The following is a 15,005-nucleotide window of genomic DNA, read 5'->3' on the forward strand; positions in this document are numbered from 1 at the left end:
AGGATGGTTGCATGACGGCACTCGGCTCCTGGCTCGCACGGTGGTGGACGATCGGGGTGCCTGCCATCGGCGTCGTGGTCCTGGTCGCGTTCTGGGCGGTGGAGCTGAACGGATTCGCGGTCGGCCTGATCGCAGTGGTCCTCGCCGGGACGGTGCTCGCCGCCGTTCAGCACGCGGAGGTGGTGGCCCACCGGGTCGGCGAGCCGTTCGGATCGCTGGTGCTGGCGGTCGCGGTCACGATCATCGAGGTCGCGCTCATCGTCACGCTGATGACCACGGGCAAGGATTCGCCCGAGCTCGCCCGCGACACCGTGTTCTCGGCGGTGATGATCACGATGAACGGGATCGTCGGGCTCTCGCTGCTGCTCAGCGCATCCCGGCGGGAGTCGACGGCCTTCAACGCCCAGGGCAGCGGGGCGGCCCTCGCCACGGTGACGGCGCTCGCGACGCTGACGATGGTGCTGCCGAGCTTCACGTCCGCGCCCGGGCCGGTCTTCTCCGGGCCGCAACTCGTATTCGCAGCCATCGCATCCGTCGCGCTGTACGGGATGTTCGTCTTCACCCAGACGGTCGCGCACCGGGACTTCTTCCTGCCGGTCGGGAGCAAGGGGCAGCCGCTCGCCGAAGACGACCACGCCGCGGCGCCGTCGAACCGCACCGCGTGGATCAGCGTCGCGCTGCTGCTCGTGTCGCTCGTCGCGGTCGTGGGACTCGCCAAGCTGGAGTCGACGCCGATCGAGCGGGCGGTGACCGCGATCGGGCTGCCGCAGTCGTTCGTCGGCGTCGTGATCGCGCTCCTCGTGCTGCTCCCGGAGGGAATCGCGGCGGCCAAGGCGGCGAACCGCAACCGCACCCAGACGAGCCTGAACCTGGCGCTCGGCTCGGCGATGGCGAGCATCGGGCTCACCATCCCCGCCATCGCGGTCGCCTCGATCTGGCTGCCGGGCGCCCTGCACCTCGGGCTCGGGTCGAGTCAGATCGTGCTGCTCATCCTGACGGTGCTGGTCAGCATCCTCACGATCGTGCAGGGGCGCGCCGTGCGGCTGCAGGGGGGCATCCACCTCGTGCTGTTCGCGGCGTTCATCTTCCTGTCGATCGCGCCGTAGCGGGGGCGGGGGCGACATTCGTGACGAATGTCGCGTTCGGTGGGGCGAGAGGCGACATTCGGCACGAATGTTTTGGGCGCGGCGGGCGGCACGGCCGGTGGTGACATTCGTGACGAATGTCGCGTTCGGTGGGGCGAGAGGCGACATTCGGCACGAATGTTCACGGGCGGGGCGGGCGGCACGGCGGCGACATTCGTCACGAATGTCGCCGCTGGCGGGGCGAGAAGCGACATTCGGCACGAATGTTCCCGGCGCAGCAGGCGGCGCGGTGGTGACATTCGTCACGAATGTCGCCGCTGGCGGGGCGAGAAGCGACATTCGGCACGAATGTGGCGGCGCGGAGACAGCATTCGGCACGAATGTAGGGGGCGGCGCGCGGGCGCGGGGCGGCGCGCGTCAGCGACGCGCGGCCGCGGCGTCGAAGAGGGCGGCCACCGCCAGGCGCGCCGCCTCGGGCGTGCCGCCACGCATCGCGGCGCTGGCCGAGGCGCCGTCGAAGAGCAGCGTGAGCTGCACGGCGAGCGTGTGCGGGTCGTGCGCGCCGGCGGCCGTGGCCTGCCGCTCGAAGTACGCGGTCAGCTCCTCCTTGTAGTGGCGGGCCACGATGGCGGCGGGATGCTCGCGGTCGCGCAGCTCGGTCGCCACGTTGACGAAGGGGCAGCCGAAGAAGTCGTCCGCCTCGGCTGCGCTGTGCAGCGCGTCGAACGCGTGGAGGACCCGCTCGCGCGGCGTCCCCTCGTCATCGGGGGCGAAGTAGCCCGCGACGACCTGCGGACCGTACGCCTCGAGCATCGCGGCGACCACGCCGTCCTTGCCGTCGAAGTGCTGGTACAGCGAGCGCTTCGACACCTCCGCCTCCTGCGCAAGACGGTCGACCCCGACCGCGTTGACCCCGTCGCGCATGAACAGCCGTGCCGCGGCGGCGAGAACGCGGTCGCGCGGCTTCGGCTTGACGGGGGTCGCAGTGCTGGTCATGTCCCGATTCTACGGAACGGCTTGCGAAATGTAAACCGATCTGTGTACATTGAGTCCCGTCGCCGATACACAGATCGGTTTACTTTTGGAAGGAACCCTCATGACGGACATCACCGGACGCGTCGCCCTCGTCACCGGCGCCAACCGCGGCCTCGGCGCCGCCTTCGTCGCCGAGCTGCTCGAGCGCGGCGCCTCGAAGGTCTACGCCGCCGCCCGCCGCCCCGGCTCGGTGCAGTCGGACGACCCGCGCGTCGTCCCTCTCGAGCTCGACGTCACGGACCCGGAGAGCATCGGCCGTGCCGCGTCCATCGCGACGGACGTCAGCATCCTCGTGAACAACGCCGGGATCGCGGTGAACCAGTCGCTCGTCAGCGGCGACCTCGAGGAGATCCGCCGCGAGCTCGACACGAACTTCTGGGGTCCGGTGCTGGTCACCCGTGCCTTCAGCCCGATCCTCGAGGCGAACGGCGGCGGCGCGATCGTCAACATGCACTCCACACTCAGCTGGCTGGGCGTCGGCTCGTACAGCGCATCGAAGGCCGCACTGTGGTCGGCGAGCAACTCGGTCCGCGTCGACCTGGCGCCCGCGGGCATCCAGGTCGTCGGCGTCCACGTCGGCTACGTCGACACCGACATGGCCGCCGACGTGACCGCCGACAAGGTGCCGCCGCAGCAGGTCGTCGAGGAGGCGCTGGACGCCGTGAAGAACGACGAGGCGGAGGCCGTGGTCGGTGACACCGCCCGCTACGTGAAGTCGCACCTCCACGAGGACGTCCGCGTGCTCTACCCCCAGCTGGCCAGGTAGGCCTCCCCGCCGAACCCCTCCGGCCGGATGCCCCAGTTCAGCGTCCAGGTCTCGCCCGGCTGCAGGATGCGGAGCCCGCGTCCCGAGTTGAGCGCGTTCGCCGGGGCGGTCATCGGCTCGATAGCGAGGGCCACCCCGCCGGGCTTCGTCGCGAACTTCCGGTGCGTGAAGACCTGCACGTACCGGAAGTCGTCGTCGCCCCACAGCACGACGCGGCGCCCGTCGTCGGCGGCGAGGGTGTGCTCCACCGGACCCTCCGGCAGGTCCGCGAACCCCGTGTCGAGGTCGAGCTCGCTCACCCGGCGGCCGGCCGACAGGTCGTAGTCGGTGCCGGCCACCGGCGTCTCGCCGGTGACGTTGCTCCGGTCGTCCACCTCGAACCGCGTGCGGGCGGCGACCGTGACCGTCAGCTGCTCGGGCGGCACATCCGCGATCCGCAGGTAGGGATGCGCGCCGACCGCGACCGGGGCCGGAGTGTCGCCGACGTTCGCGATGGAGTGCGTGACGGTCAGCCCCTCGGTGTGCAGCTCGTGCATCACCGTCGTGTCGAGCAGGAACGGGTACCCCGGCTCGGGGTAGATCGTCGCGGTCTGCGTCACCGTCGAGTCCGAGCGGTCGACCAGTTCGTAGGGCCGGCGGCGCAGCAGACCGTGGATGGCGTTCCGCTTCGCCGGCTCGGTCAGGTCGAGCTGCAGCGTCTCGCCCTCGTGCTCCCAGCGTCCGTCGGCCACGCGGTTCGGCCAGGGCACGAGCACGATCCCGCACGCGGACGGCGGCTGGGCCTCTGCGGGATACGGCTCGGTCAGGTCGGATTCGGCGAACCGCAGCGAGCGGATGCCGGCCCCCACCTGCACGATGGTGGCGCTCAGGTCGCCGAAGTCGAGTTCGTACTGTTCACCGGTCGCGGGTCGCATGGGACCAGGGTAGGCCTCAGGCCACGACCACCGGGAGACCGGCATCCCGAAGCGCCCGGACGTCGTCGCCCGACGCCGATCCGCCCGTCACGAGCTCGGCCACCTCATCCACCGCGGCGATGCGGCCCACGTGCGTGCGGCCCAGCTTGCTGCCGTCGGCCACGACGACGGCGCGCTCGGCCGAGTGCAGCATCGCGCGCTTGAGGTCGGCCTCCGGGAGGTTCACGTTCGTGATTCCGCCGGTGGGATGCACGCCGGTGCAGCCCAGGAACGCCACGTCGGCGTGCACCCGGCCGAGCAGCACGGACGCGAGCGGCTCCACGAGCGAGTGCTGCAGCGGGCGCAGCGTCCCGCCGGTCACGACCACCTCGAAGCGCGGGATGGCGCGCTCCAGCTCCAGCGCGATCGTCAGTCCGTTGGTGATGACGGTGACGCCCTCGAGGTCTTCACGCTCGACCAGCGCCCGTGCGATCGCCGCCGTCGTGGTGCCGACGTCGAGCAGGACGCTGCTGCCGGGGACCACCATCGCCGCGGCGGCCTCGCCGATGCGGCGCTTCTCATCGGCCGACGACTCCAGCGCCTCCTCGAAGCTCGGCTCCCGCATGCCCACGGTGCGCAGCACGGCGCCGCCATGGACCCGGCGGATGCTCTGCTCGCGGTCCAGCGCATCGAGATCGCTGCGGACCGTCACATCCGACACCTGGAACGCCTCGCTCAGGTCCGCGACGCGCGCGAACCCCGCCCGCCCGATCAGGTCGAGCATCCGTTCGCGGCGGAGCGCGGCGGGCAGCGGTTCGCTCATGCACCCATGCTGGAGCGCTTCCGAATCCTTGTCAATACGAAAGCAGAAGCGGTATCCTCGCTTTCGGAAACGAAAGGATGGCATGGCTGCGATTACGAAGCGCCCCACCCGTCTCGCCGACGGCCGGGAGCTCATCTACTACGACGACGCGGACACGACGCTGAGCCCGGAGCGCAAGCCCGACCTCCGTGAGCCGGCACCGCGTCCCGCCACGGCGACCATGCGTCAGGACCCCCTCACCGGCGAGTGGGTGTCGATCGCGGCGGCACGCCAGAACCGCGTCATGCTGCCGCCGGCGGAACTCGACCCGCTCGCCCCCGCCAGCCCGACCAATCCCTCCGAGATCCCCGACCTCTACGACGTCGCGGTGTTCGAGAACAAGTCGCCGTCGTTCGGGCCGCTGCTCGAGGACGGCAACGCGCCGGAGGGGCTCGACGACCTGGCCGCCGTGGGCCTCGGTCGCACGCGCACCTCCGTCGGCCGCTGCGAGGTCGTCTGCTTCAGTCCGGCGACCACCGGAGCGTTCGGTAGTCTGACGCCGAGCCGCGCCCGCACCGTGATCGAGGCGTGGGCGGACCGCACCGCCCAGCTCTCCGCGCTGCCCGGCGTGCGGCAGGTGTTCCCGTTCGAGAACCGCGGGGAGGCGATCGGCGTCACCCTGCACCACCCGCACGGCCAGATCTACGCCTACCCGTACATCACGCCGCGGACCACCGCACTGCTCCGCTCGCTCGACGCGTACGGACCCACGCTGTTCGCCGACATCCTGGAGCGTGAGCGGGCGTCGGAGCGCGTCGTGCTGTCCGGCGAGCACTGGACGGCCTTCGTGCCGTTCGCGGCCCGCTGGCCGATCGAGATCCACGTGCTCCCCCACCGCCACGTCGCCGACCTGGCCGAGACGAGCCCCGAGGAGCGGGACGAGCTCGCGACGTTCTACCTGCGCGTGCTGCGCGGCGTGGACGCGCTCTACGACTCCCCCACCCCGTACATCGCCGCGTGGCACCAGGCGCCGGTAGGCGTGCGGCGCGACGAGATCCGGCTCATGCTGCAGATCACATCCCCCCGGCGCGGCGCCGATAGGCTGAAGTTCCTGGCCGGCTCGGAGTCGGCCATGGGCGCCTGGATCGGCGACATCCCGCCCGAGCAGGCGGCCGTCGCCCTCCGCGAGGCCGTCGAGCGCGCCGACCGCGAGAACCCGGTCGGCGAGCTGCCCGTCACCGTCTCCGGACTGGTGACGGTCGATCCGGCCGACAGCGCATCCACCCCCGACCGAGAGGCTGACCGATGACCGACCTGCGCACCGGCGTCCGCGACGACTTCGCCGAGGTGTTCGGCCGCGAGCCCGACGGGGTGTGGTCCGCGCCCGGCCGTGTGAACCTGATCGGCGAGCACACCGACTACAACCTCGGCTTCGTGCTGCCGCTCGCCATCAACCGCCGGACGGTCGCCGCCGTCGGCGCCCGCGAGGACCGGGTCGTCCGCGTCGGCAGCACGTTCGCCGACGAGCTGGTCGAGGTTCCGCTCGACGCGCTCACGCCGGACGCGCTCAGCGGCTGGTCCGCCTATCCGCTCGGGGTCGCCTGGGCGCTCGGCGAGTTCGGCGCCGACCTGGCCGCGGTGCCGGGCGTCGACATCCTGATCGACTCGAACGTGCCCGTCGGCGCCGGCCTGTCGTCGTCGGCCGCCATCGAGAGCGCCGTCGCGGTCGCGCTCAACGAGCTGTGGCGGCTCGGACTCGACCGCCGGACCCTGGCGCGTGTCGGACAGCGCGCCGAGAACGTGGCCGTGGGCGCGCCGACCGGCATCATGGACCAGTCCGCGTCACTGCTCGGCGAGCGCGACGCCGCGGTCTTCCTCGACTGCCGCTCGCTGGAGTCGCAGATCGTCCCGCTCGGGCTCGAGGATGCGGGGCTCGAGCTCCTCATCATCGACACCGGTGTGGCCCACGCGCACGCGACGGGCGGGTACGCCGACCGCCGGGCATCCTGCGAGGAGGGCGCCCGCATCCTCGGCGTCGAGTCGCTCCGCGACGTCGCGGTCGGCGACCTGGACCGCGCCCGCGAGCTCATGGACGACGTGAGGTTCCGGCGGGTCCGGCACGTCGTCACGGAGGACCAGCGCGTGCTCGACACCGTCCGCACGCTGCGCGAGCAGGGGCCGCAGGCGATCGGCGCGCTGCTCGACGCCTCCCACGTCTCCATGCGCGACGACTTCGAGATCTCGGTGCCCGAGCTCGACCTCGCCGTCGAGACAGCGCAGGCGAACGGCGCGATCGGCGCCCGGATGACGGGTGGCGGCTTCGGCGGCTCCGCGATCGCTCTCGTGCCGACGGACGCCGTCAGCCGCGTACTCGTGGCGCTCGACGGGGCGTTCGCCGAGCACGGCTTCGGTCAGCCGGAGATGTTCACCGTTCGTGCATCGGAGGGTGCGCTGCGCGAGAGCTGAGATCCGTTCACCTGCACGTCACCCGGTGCGTGGAGGATGTGACAGGTGAGCGAACAGCGGATGAACGAGCCCGACGTGCTCTGGCTCGACCCGGACACCGTCCAGCTGCGGCAGCCCAAGACGTCGCACTGGGAGGCGCCCTTCCTGTACCTGTTGTTCGGACGGGAGCGGGCGCTCCTCATCGACACCGGCGCCACCACCGACGAGCAGCAGTTCCCGCTGCGCGCGACGGTGGAGCGGCTGATCGCGGAATGGCTGCGGCGGAACCCCGTGGTGTTCGTCCGCCCGTACCCGCTGGTCGTCGCGCACTCGCACGCGCACCGCGACCACATCGCGGGGGATGCGCTGCTGCGCGACCGGCCCGGCACCACCGTCGTCGGCACCAGCCCGGCGGAGGTGATCGGATTCTTCGGGTTCCGCTCGTGGCCGGATGAAACGGTCGCGTTCGACCTGGGCCGTCGCGTCGTCGACGTGATCGGCGGGCCGGGGCACGAGCCGTCGGCGGTGGTGTTCTTCGATCGTGCGACGGGCATCCTGTTCACCGGGGACACCGTGCTGCCCGCGCGGCTGTACGTGCGGGACCTGGCGCAGTTCCGCTCCACGATCGAGCGGCTGATCCGGTTCCGCGACGACCCGACCGCCCCGGTGCGCGAGCTGCGCGGTGCGCACATCGAGATGTCGACCGACCCCGGCGTGGACTACCCGGCCGGGACGGTCGACCAGCCCGACGAGGCGGAGCTGGCGTTGCGCCCGCGCATCCTGGACCGCGTGCTCTCCGCCCTCGACGAACTGCGCGGGACGCCCGGCGAGCGCGTCGTCCGCCGCCGCTTCATCGTCGTCCTCGACCGCTGACGCCCTCCGCCCTTCCGCTCCTCCGTCGAGTACACGAAAAGTGCACGCCCGCACGGCGCGTCGCGTGCACTTTTCGTGTACTCGACGGTGGGCGAAGGCGGTCAGGGGGTGACGGGGGTGGGGGTGCCGTGGGTGAGGCGGAGGAGCTCGTCGAAGGTGGTCGGGAAGACGGTGTGGGCGTGGCCGGCGGCGGCCCAGATCTCGGGGTAGCCGGCGAGGGACACATCCACCACGGTGCGGAGCGGCGCGGGGTGGCCGAGCGGGGCGACGCCGCCGATCGTCTGGCCGGTCGCGGCCTTGACGGTCTCCGGGTCGGCGCGGCGGATGCGGCCGCCGAGACGCTCGCCGAGGAACGCGGTGTCGACGCGGTGGGCGCCGGACGTCATCACGAGCAGCGGCTCGCCGTCGAGGGTGAAGACGAGCGAGTTGGCGATCGCACCGACCTCGACACCGAGTTCCGCCGCAGCGGCTGCGGCCGTGGGCGTCGCCGTCTCGAACCAGCGGACACGCGGCTCGACGCCCGCGTCCAGCAGGGCCGCTTCGACGCGCTCCACCGCGGGATGCGAGCGAGCGGTCTCGCTCACGCCAGCTCCCGCTCGGCGGACTCCACGACGTTCTGCAGCAGCAGGGCCCGCGTCATCGGGCCGACGCCACCGGGGTTGGGCGACACCCAGGCGGCCACCTCGGCCACCTCGGGTGCGACATCGCCCGCGACGACGCTCTTGCCGGTCACCGGGTCCTCGACGCGGCTGACGCCCACGTCGAGCACGACGGCGCCCGGCTTCACGTTGTCCGCGGTCACGAGGCCCGCGACACCGGCCGCGGCGACGATGATGTCCGCGCGCCGCAGGTGCTCGTCGAGGTCGTGCGTCCCGGTGTGCGTCAGCGTCACGGTCGCGTTGTACTCGCGCCGCGTGAGCAGGGCGCCGATGGACCGCCCGACGGTGACGCCGCGGCCGACGACCACCACATCCTTGCCCCGGATGTCGATGCCGTGACGCAGCATCAGCTCGATCACGCCGCGCGGCGTGCACGGCAGCGGCGAGGTGATCGGGCGGTTGACGTTCAGCACGAGGCGGCCGAGGTTCGTCGGGTGCAGCCCGTCCGCATCCTTCGCCGGGTCGACCAGCTCCAGGATGGCGTCGGTGTCGAGGTGGCCGGGGAGCGGCAGCTGCACGATGAAGCCGGTGCAGTCGGGGTCCGCGTTCAGCTCCTCGACGACCGCCTCGAGCTCGGCCTGCGAGATGTCGGCAGGCAGGTCGCGGCGGATGGAGGCGATGCCCACCTCCGCGCAGTCGCGGTGCTTGCCGGCGACGTACCACTGCGAGCCCGGGTCGTCGCCGACGAGGATCGTGCCGAGCCCCGGGACGATCCCCTTCTCGCGGAGCGCGCTGACGCGCTCCTTCAGCTCCGCCTTGATCTCGGCGGCGGTCGCCTTCCCGTCCAGAATCTGTGCGGTCACGCGCATTCCTTCCATCTGTTCCTCACTTAATCCGTGTTCCGGGCGCGAAACAGCGGATTAAGTGAGGAAGCGATTGTTGCGGGCGGGTCAGATCGAGGAGGGGAGCTCGACCGGGAAGCCCTCCTGGCCGGACGGGGTCAGGCCGGGGTAGAGCGGGAAGGCGGCGGTCAGGGCGTCGACGCGCGCGCGGAGGGCGCGGGTGTCGGCGCCGGGACGCAGCGCGAGCGCGATGATGTCGGCCACCTCGGTGAACTCGGTGTCGCCGAAGCCGCGGGTCGCGAGCGCCGGCGTGCCGATGCGGAGGCCGGAGGTGACCATCGGCGGGCGCGGGTCGAACGGCACCGCGTTGCGGTTGACCGTGATGCCGACCTCGTGCAGCACGTCCTCCGCCTGCTGGCCGTCGAGCTCCGAGGTGCGGAGGTCGGCGAGCACCAGGTGCACGTCGGTGCCGCCGGTGAGCACGTCCACGCCGGCGGCGCGGGAGTCCTCGGCGGTCAGGCGCTCGGCGAGGAGCTGCGCGCCGCGGATGGTGCGGGCCTGGCGGTCCTTGAACTCCTCGGTCGCGGCGAGCTTGAACGCGGTCGCCTTGGCGGCGATCACGTGCATGAGCGGTCCGCCCTGCTGGCCGGGGAAGACATTGGAGTTGAGCTTCTTCGCGAGCTCGGTGTCGCGGCTGACGATGAAGCCGGAGCGCGGTCCGCCGATCGTCTTGTGCACGGTCGAGCTGACGACGTCCGCGTATGGGACGGGAGACGGGTGCAGGCCCGCGGCGACGAGACCGGCGAAGTGCGCCATGTCGACCCAGAGCTTGGCGCCGACCTCGTCAGCGATCTCGCGGAACGCGGCGAAGTCGAGCTGGCGCGGGTAGGCGGACCAGCCGGCGATGATCACCTGCGGCTTGTGCTCGAGCGCCTTGTCGCGCACGACGTTCATGTCGACCAGGAACGTCTCCGGGTCGACGCCGTAGGAGACGGCGTTGTAGAGCTTGCCCGAGAAGTTGAGCTTCATGCCGTGGGTCAGGTGGCCGCCGTGCGCGAGCTCCAGGCCCAGGATGGTGTCGCCCGGCGTCGCGATGGCGGACAGCACGGCCGCGTTGGCGGACGCACCGGAGTGCGGCTGGACGTTGGCGTACTCCGCGCCGAAGAGGGCCTTGGCCCGGTCGATCGCCAGCTGCTCGGCGATGTCGACGTACTCGCACCCGCCGTAGTAGCGGCGGCCGGGGTAGCCCTCCGCGTACTTGTTGGTGAGCACCGAGCCGACCGCTTCGAGCACGGCGCGCGGCACGAAGTTCTCGGAGGCGATCATCTCGAGGTAGTCGCGCTGGCGACCGAGCTCGAGCTGCAGCACCTCCGCGATCTCGGGGTCGACCTCCGCCAGTGGGGCGGTGAACGTCGAGGGGAGGGTATCGGTCATTGCCGGCTCCTTCATACAGGGATGGACCTATCCGTAGCGACCCAGGCGCGCGGCCGCATCCATCCGTGTTCTCGAGATACCGTGTCGCTCCCCGATGGTGACCATCTGAGCGCCAGTCGCGACGCGCCAAGCATAGCAAAGGGAGCGACCGGCGGAACCCTTGCCAGTTTGTCAGGAGCCCTGCGATACTCGCTGTGGCCGACCCTCGTGGGGCGGGCGACGTCGGCCTCCTCCGTTCTCATCAGACCCTGAGGAGTGCCCTGTGGTCGTGCCCCGCCCTGTCCGCACCGACCCGTCGGATGCGTCCCCCTTCGTTCTGGGCGACGCCGCGCGGATCAGCGTCGCTGGTCCGGGAGCGGACGCGGTCGCCCGGCTGCTCGCCGAGGCGCTGGCCGTCGGGTTCGGCCACGAACCGCACATCGTCGACGAACCGCCGGCGTACGGCGACATCGCGATCGTGATCGCACCGGGCGAGGGGCCGCACGAGGACGGCTCGGACAGCGCCGAGGGCTACACCCTGGAGGTCGCCGCCGAGGGCGTCCGCATCGGTGCGGCCACCCCGGCCGGCGCGTTCTGGGGCGTCCAGACGCTGCGGCAGCTGCTGCCCGCGGCGCAGGAGGGCGACCTGGTCGCGGTCGACGCCCAGCGCATCCACGACCACCCGCGCTACGCCTACCGCGGGGCGATGCTGGATGTGGCGCGCCACTTCTTCACGCCCGCCGAGGTCCGGCGCTTCATCGACGCGATCGCACTGCTCAAGGTCAACCACCTCCACCTGCACCTCACCGACGACCAGGGCTGGCGCCTCCACATCGAGTCCTGGCCCGAGCTCTCCCGGATCGGCGGCTCGACGGGCAGCGACGGGACCCGCGGCGGCTTCTACACGCAGCAGGAGTACCGCGAGCTGGTGCGATACGCCGCCGACCGGCACATCACCGTGGTGCCCGAGATCGACATGCCGGGCCACACCAACGCCGCGCTCGCGTCGTATCCCGAGCTGAACCCGGACGGCATCGCCCCCGCCCTGTACACCGGCTCGGAGGTCGGCTTCAGCACGCTGCAGACCGGCGACCCGACCACCGAGCGCTTCGTGCGCGACGTCATCCGCGAGGTGGTGGCGCTGACGCCCGGGCCATACCTGCACATCGGCGGGGACGAGTGCCTCAGCACCCCGGAGGCGGACTTCGTCGCGTTCGCGAACCACGCGGCCGCCGAGGTTGCCCGGAACGGGAAGACGCCGATCGGATGGCACGAGCTCGGCAAGGCGGACGCCCTGCCCGCGGGCACGGTCGGCCAGTACTGGGACTTCACGACGCCGCGCGATCGGGCGGCCGAGCGCGCGCTCACCTTCGTGCGCGGCGGTGGCGCGCTCATCCTGTCGCCGTCCGACGCCGCCTACCTCGACATCGTCTACGAGGACGGCGACCCGATCGGCCAGGACTGGACCGGCTCCCCCACGACCCTCGCCCGCTCGTTCGGCTGGGACCCGGCGCGCGTCGTGCCCGGTGTGGGCGATGCGCACATCCTGGGCGTCGAGGCGCCGCTGTGGACCGAGACCGTGGCGACGATCGAGGAGGTGGAGGACATGGTGCTCCCCCGCCTCGCGGCCATCGCCGAGATCGGCTGGTCGACGGCCCCCGCCGACACGGAACCGGTGGAGGCGGCACGCGACCTGCCCGACTTCGTCGAGCGCGTCGCCCGGCTGTCCGAGCACTGGGATGCGGCGGGCACGCACTACCGCGCGGTGCCCGAGGTGCCGTGGCCGGAGCGCGTCGACTCCTGACCGGCGCGCCTGCTCCGACGGCGCAGACGCGGCGCCCGCGCGCCGCCCCGCGACTCAGGGGTAGCCGATGAACCAGAGCAGCACGAGCGCCACCGGCTGCAGCGCGATGCAGGCGATCAGCGTGGCCTTGCGCGCGCGGCGGCTGCGGGTGAGTCCCCTGGCCCCGGCGAGCGGAGCGAGCGGCAGCAGGAGGCGGAAGGTGCTCTGCTGCGGCAGGAAGACGGCGAACAGATAGAGGCCGTAGCTGGCCGCGTACGCGACCATGTCCGTGCCCAGCGCCCGCACCGACGGCCGGGTGAGGATCCACGTGTAACCGGCGACGATGCCGATGACGATGAGGGCGCCCAGGATGCTGAGGTAGCGCCAGCTGAGCAGGAACCACGGGGTCAGCGGGATGAACGCGACCTTGCCGATGAACCCCGTCCACCAGGAGAGCTCGGTGCTGACGTACGCGTCGCCCGTACCGGTGACCGCCGCCGCGATGATCGGCCAGGACATCCCGGCGAGCGCCATCACCCCGCCGGCGACGAGCATGGACATCCGCTCCCGCGGGCGGAACCCCTCGCCGCCGCGCCGCGCCTGCAGCATCCGGAACAGCAGCACGATGCCGAGCGCGAGCGGCAGGGCGAGCGCCCCCGGCCGCGTGAAGGCCGCCGCCACCCCGCACGGCATCATCAACCAGTACCGCCGCTGGATCATGGCGAGCAGCGCCGCGAACATCAGGAAGAAGAACATGCTCTCCGCGTAGCTGATCTGCAGCACGAACGAGAGCGGGTTGAAGCAGAAGAACGCCGTCGCCCAGAACGCGCTGGAGACACCGGCGCGCGCCGCCACCAGACGGAACAGCACGACGCTCGCGGCGGCGCCGAAGACCAGGGCGACGGCAAACCCGGCCGGGTAGAAGCTGAGGCCGGTCACGAACATCAGTGCGCGCACCACGATCGGGAAGAGCGGCAGGAACGCCCACGGGTTCTGCTGCACCGACCCGTCCGCGTCGAGCGGCAGCGACGTGGGGTAGCCCTGCTCCACGATCTGGCTGTAGTACGAGCCGTCCCACGACCCCGAGAACGTGAAGAAGGTGGGGTCCATCCGAGGGCTCGCGAAGTCCCAGTGCAGCGCCGTCGCCGTGATGAAGAGCGCCAGCATCAGCGTCGTCGTGAGGAGGCGGGAGACCGCATAGAGCACCAGCACGGCCGCCCACCACGGCACCTCGCGCCCGGCGATCCGCAGCCGGCGTGGGACGCGAAGCGGGGCAGCCGTGAGGACCGGCCGCCTCGTGCTCGTCGTACCCGCTGTCATCGTTCCATCCGTGAGGTCGCTCCGGAGCTCGCTCCGGCAGATTTCGCCTCTTGGATGGTACCCGTCACCGCCGGCCCGCGGGACGGGTTGACTCCGGCCGTTGCTTCACGCCCAATCCGCCTCGGGGTCAACTATCCGCGCACCCACCACCGGAAATGCTACATAGAAGCCCTACCTCGTAGTCAGATCGCTAACACGCTGCATCACATCACGTGAAGAGGCCCTGCTAGGCCCGTCGAGTGCACACCGCTTGGACGATGGAGCCCCATCGGCCTGATGCTTCCGGCGCTCCTCCACGGCCAAGGCCGCCGATGAGTCCGCCGAACGCATCTATCGCTGCAGAGACGATCGGCTTGAGCACACCCTTGAGCCCTATAGTGACCGCGGACGCCCCAGCGGGAACGAGAGCCAAGATGGTATTGATGACGCAGTCCATTTGCCCGCGCCGTCGAGTTGGGCGGCCTCGTCGACGTCTTTCGGCACGTCGGAGAAGAATCTGCGCACGATCCAGATCGCAAACGCCAGGTTGAAAGCACCAAGAGAGGTCGCTGCACTCGACTCACCCGCCGGAGCCACGGTTCGCGGCTACTAGGGCGTTGTTCTGAACGATGATTGCTGTGGAAACCAGCATCGCGAGCGTCAGGCCCGGGAAAGCGGACGTGTTGAACGACTTGCCCATTATCCAAATGGCGATCATGGCGAGAACGACAGCCGCCGCGAGCATCGAAAGGAGCCCGCACTTCACTAGTGGTGACTGCCGCCGCAAATAGTTGTTGACGAGTCCGGTGCCCGGGCTCGAAGCCGTGAGGCGTCGAGTCCGATCTCGTTCGGATCGTCCACCGATGTAGGCGATGACCGTCGACGGCAGTGCAATCGCGATTGAAAGCACCATCGCAGTGCCCCCAGCCGCGGGGCAGCGCAGCGCTGGTATGGCGTACGCAATGACGGCCACCGCGCCGGATAGCCCGTATATTAGGGCCGCTCCGACCGATGCTGTTCGGTACAGAGATGACATCTTCAATCGAGGACCCATGTGCCTTGAAATCCTGCTCCTAGAAACAAACCTTCGCCGAGCCCTGCCCCTACTGCAGCCACATAGACTCCGGGGGGGCGTGATTGACCAGGTGATGCTAACGTCGACCCCCACCC

The 15,005-nt window shown here is 70.9% G+C and carries 14 protein-coding genes and 1 riboswitch; of the genes, 6 read left to right on the forward strand and 8 right to left on the reverse strand.

Annotated features, from left to right (window positions below):
• Nucleotides 1-11 precede the first annotated feature (11 nt).
• Entirely contained in the window at nucleotides 12-1,106 is a 1,095-nt protein-coding gene (locus tag J2W45_RS08440; RefSeq protein ID WP_310130748.1) for a calcium:cation antiporter, read from the forward strand.
• A gap of 396 nt (nucleotides 1,107-1,502) precedes the next feature.
• On the opposite strand, the gene J2W45_RS08445 is transcribed toward J2W45_RS08440, so the two are convergent.
• Complete coding sequence (locus J2W45_RS08445) at nucleotides 1,503-2,081, reverse strand: TetR/AcrR family transcriptional regulator (RefSeq protein ID WP_310130751.1); 579 nt, start codon at nucleotides 2,079-2,081, stop codon at nucleotides 1,503-1,505.
• Nucleotides 2,082-2,181: 100 nt separating this feature from the next.
• Here J2W45_RS08445 and J2W45_RS08450 point away from each other — a divergent pair, with 100 nt between their 5' ends.
• Complete coding sequence (locus tag J2W45_RS08450; protein WP_310130753.1) at nucleotides 2,182-2,886, forward strand: SDR family oxidoreductase; 705 nt, start codon at nucleotides 2,182-2,184, stop codon at nucleotides 2,884-2,886.
• Here the strand turns inward: J2W45_RS08450 and J2W45_RS08455 are convergent.
• Nucleotides 2,865-3,800, reverse strand: coding sequence for an aldose 1-epimerase family protein (locus J2W45_RS08455; RefSeq protein WP_310130755.1), 936 nt, complete (start codon nucleotides 3,798-3,800; stop codon nucleotides 2,865-2,867). The genes J2W45_RS08450 and J2W45_RS08455 overlap by 22 nt on opposite strands.
• 16 nt (nucleotides 3,801-3,816) lie before the next feature.
• Nucleotides 3,817-4,602 (reverse strand): DeoR/GlpR family DNA-binding transcription regulator, encoded by a 786-nt coding sequence (locus J2W45_RS08460; RefSeq protein WP_310130757.1) that lies wholly within the window; start codon nucleotides 4,600-4,602, stop codon nucleotides 3,817-3,819.
• An 82-nt stretch (nucleotides 4,603-4,684) separates the two neighbouring features.
• Between J2W45_RS08460 and galT the strand changes: the two genes are divergently transcribed.
• The 3 genes from galT to J2W45_RS08475 are packed head-to-tail and all read left to right on the forward strand — an operon-like array spanning nucleotide 4,685 to nucleotide 7,899.
• On the forward strand, nucleotides 4,685-5,890 hold the full coding sequence (galT, locus tag J2W45_RS08465; protein ID WP_310130758.1) for a galactose-1-phosphate uridylyltransferase: 1,206 nt from the start codon (nucleotides 4,685-4,687) through the stop codon (nucleotides 5,888-5,890).
• A complete protein-coding gene (gene galK, locus J2W45_RS08470; protein ID WP_310130760.1) occupies nucleotides 5,887-7,047 on the forward strand; it encodes a galactokinase in 1,161 nt (386 codons plus the stop codon). Before galT ends, galK begins: the two co-directional genes overlap by 4 nt.
• 45 nt (nucleotides 7,048-7,092) lie before the next feature.
• Nucleotides 7,093-7,899, forward strand: coding sequence for an MBL fold metallo-hydrolase (locus J2W45_RS08475; RefSeq protein WP_310130762.1), 807 nt, complete (start codon nucleotides 7,093-7,095; stop codon nucleotides 7,897-7,899).
• A 101-nt stretch (nucleotides 7,900-8,000) separates the two neighbouring features.
• Here J2W45_RS08475 and J2W45_RS08480 read toward each other — a convergent pair whose 3' ends face one another.
• The 3 genes from J2W45_RS08480 to glyA form a co-directional block, all read right to left on the reverse strand.
• Entirely contained in the window at nucleotides 8,001-8,483 is a 483-nt protein-coding gene (locus tag J2W45_RS08480; protein WP_396427081.1) for a YbaK/EbsC family protein, read from the reverse strand.
• Entirely contained in the window at nucleotides 8,480-9,361 is an 882-nt protein-coding gene (locus J2W45_RS08485; RefSeq protein ID WP_310130763.1) for a bifunctional methylenetetrahydrofolate dehydrogenase/methenyltetrahydrofolate cyclohydrolase, read from the reverse strand. Before J2W45_RS08485 ends, J2W45_RS08480 begins: the two co-directional genes overlap by 4 nt.
• A gap of 87 nt (nucleotides 9,362-9,448) precedes the next feature.
• Nucleotides 9,449-10,774: a serine hydroxymethyltransferase gene (glyA, locus tag J2W45_RS08490; protein ID WP_310130765.1), complete on the reverse strand. Its 1,326-nt coding sequence runs from the start codon at nucleotides 10,772-10,774 to the stop codon at nucleotides 9,449-9,451.
• Nucleotides 10,775-10,806: 32 nt separating this feature from the next.
• Nucleotides 10,807-10,904: riboswitch (ZMP/ZTP riboswitch) on the reverse strand.
• Nucleotides 10,905-11,036: 132 nt separating this feature from the next.
• On the opposite strand from glyA, the gene J2W45_RS08495 reads away from it, so the two are divergent.
• Nucleotides 11,037-12,557 carry a beta-N-acetylhexosaminidase gene (locus J2W45_RS08495; protein ID WP_310130767.1) on the forward strand — a complete coding sequence of 507 codons (1,521 nt, stop codon included), beginning with the start codon at nucleotides 11,037-11,039 and terminating at the stop codon, nucleotides 12,555-12,557.
• A gap of 54 nt (nucleotides 12,558-12,611) precedes the next feature.
• On the opposite strand, the gene J2W45_RS08500 is transcribed toward J2W45_RS08495, so the two are convergent.
• Both J2W45_RS08500 and J2W45_RS08505 read right to left on the reverse strand, forming a co-directional pair.
• A complete protein-coding gene (locus tag J2W45_RS08500; RefSeq protein WP_310130768.1) occupies nucleotides 12,612-13,856 on the reverse strand; it encodes a hypothetical protein in 1,245 nt (414 codons plus the stop codon).
• A 559-nt stretch (nucleotides 13,857-14,415) separates the two neighbouring features.
• Entirely contained in the window at nucleotides 14,416-14,748 is a 333-nt protein-coding gene (locus tag J2W45_RS08505; RefSeq protein ID WP_310130770.1) for a hypothetical protein, read from the reverse strand.
• Nucleotides 14,749-15,005 lie beyond the last annotated feature (257 nt).

This window comes from Leifsonia shinshuensis, from assembly GCF_031456835.1.
GTDB lineage: Bacteria > Actinomycetota > Actinomycetes > Actinomycetales > Microbacteriaceae > Leifsonia > Leifsonia shinshuensis_C.

Bases quoted from the DNA above. Each gene is read 5' to 3' on its own strand.
- J2W45_RS08440 (WP_310130748.1), top strand. From the start codon at position 12: ATGACGGCACTCGGCTCCTGGCTCGCACGGTGGTGGACGATCGGGGTG.
- J2W45_RS08445 (WP_310130751.1), bottom strand. From the start codon at position 2,081: ATGACCAGCACTGCGACCCCCGTCAAGCCGAAGCCGCGCGACCGCGTT.
- J2W45_RS08450 (WP_310130753.1), top strand. From the start codon at position 2,182: ATGACGGACATCACCGGACGCGTCGCCCTCGTCACCGGCGCCAACCGC.
- J2W45_RS08455 (WP_310130755.1), bottom strand. From the start codon at position 3,800: ATGCGACCCGCGACCGGTGAACAGTACGAACTCGACTTCGGCGACCTG.
- J2W45_RS08460 (WP_310130757.1), bottom strand. From the start codon at position 4,602: ATGAGCGAACCGCTGCCCGCCGCGCTCCGCCGCGAACGGATGCTCGAC.
- galT (WP_310130758.1), top strand. From the start codon at position 4,685: ATGGCTGCGATTACGAAGCGCCCCACCCGTCTCGCCGACGGCCGGGAG.
- galK (WP_310130760.1), top strand. From the start codon at position 5,887: ATGACCGACCTGCGCACCGGCGTCCGCGACGACTTCGCCGAGGTGTTC.
- glyA (WP_310130765.1), bottom strand. From the start codon at position 10,774: ATGACCGATACCCTCCCCTCGACGTTCACCGCCCCACTGGCGGAGGTC.
- J2W45_RS08500 (WP_310130768.1), bottom strand. From the start codon at position 13,856: ATGACAGCGGGTACGACGAGCACGAGGCGGCCGGTCCTCACGGCTGCC.
- J2W45_RS08505 (WP_310130770.1), bottom strand. From the start codon at position 14,748: ATGGTGCTTTCAATCGCGATTGCACTGCCGTCGACGGTCATCGCCTAC.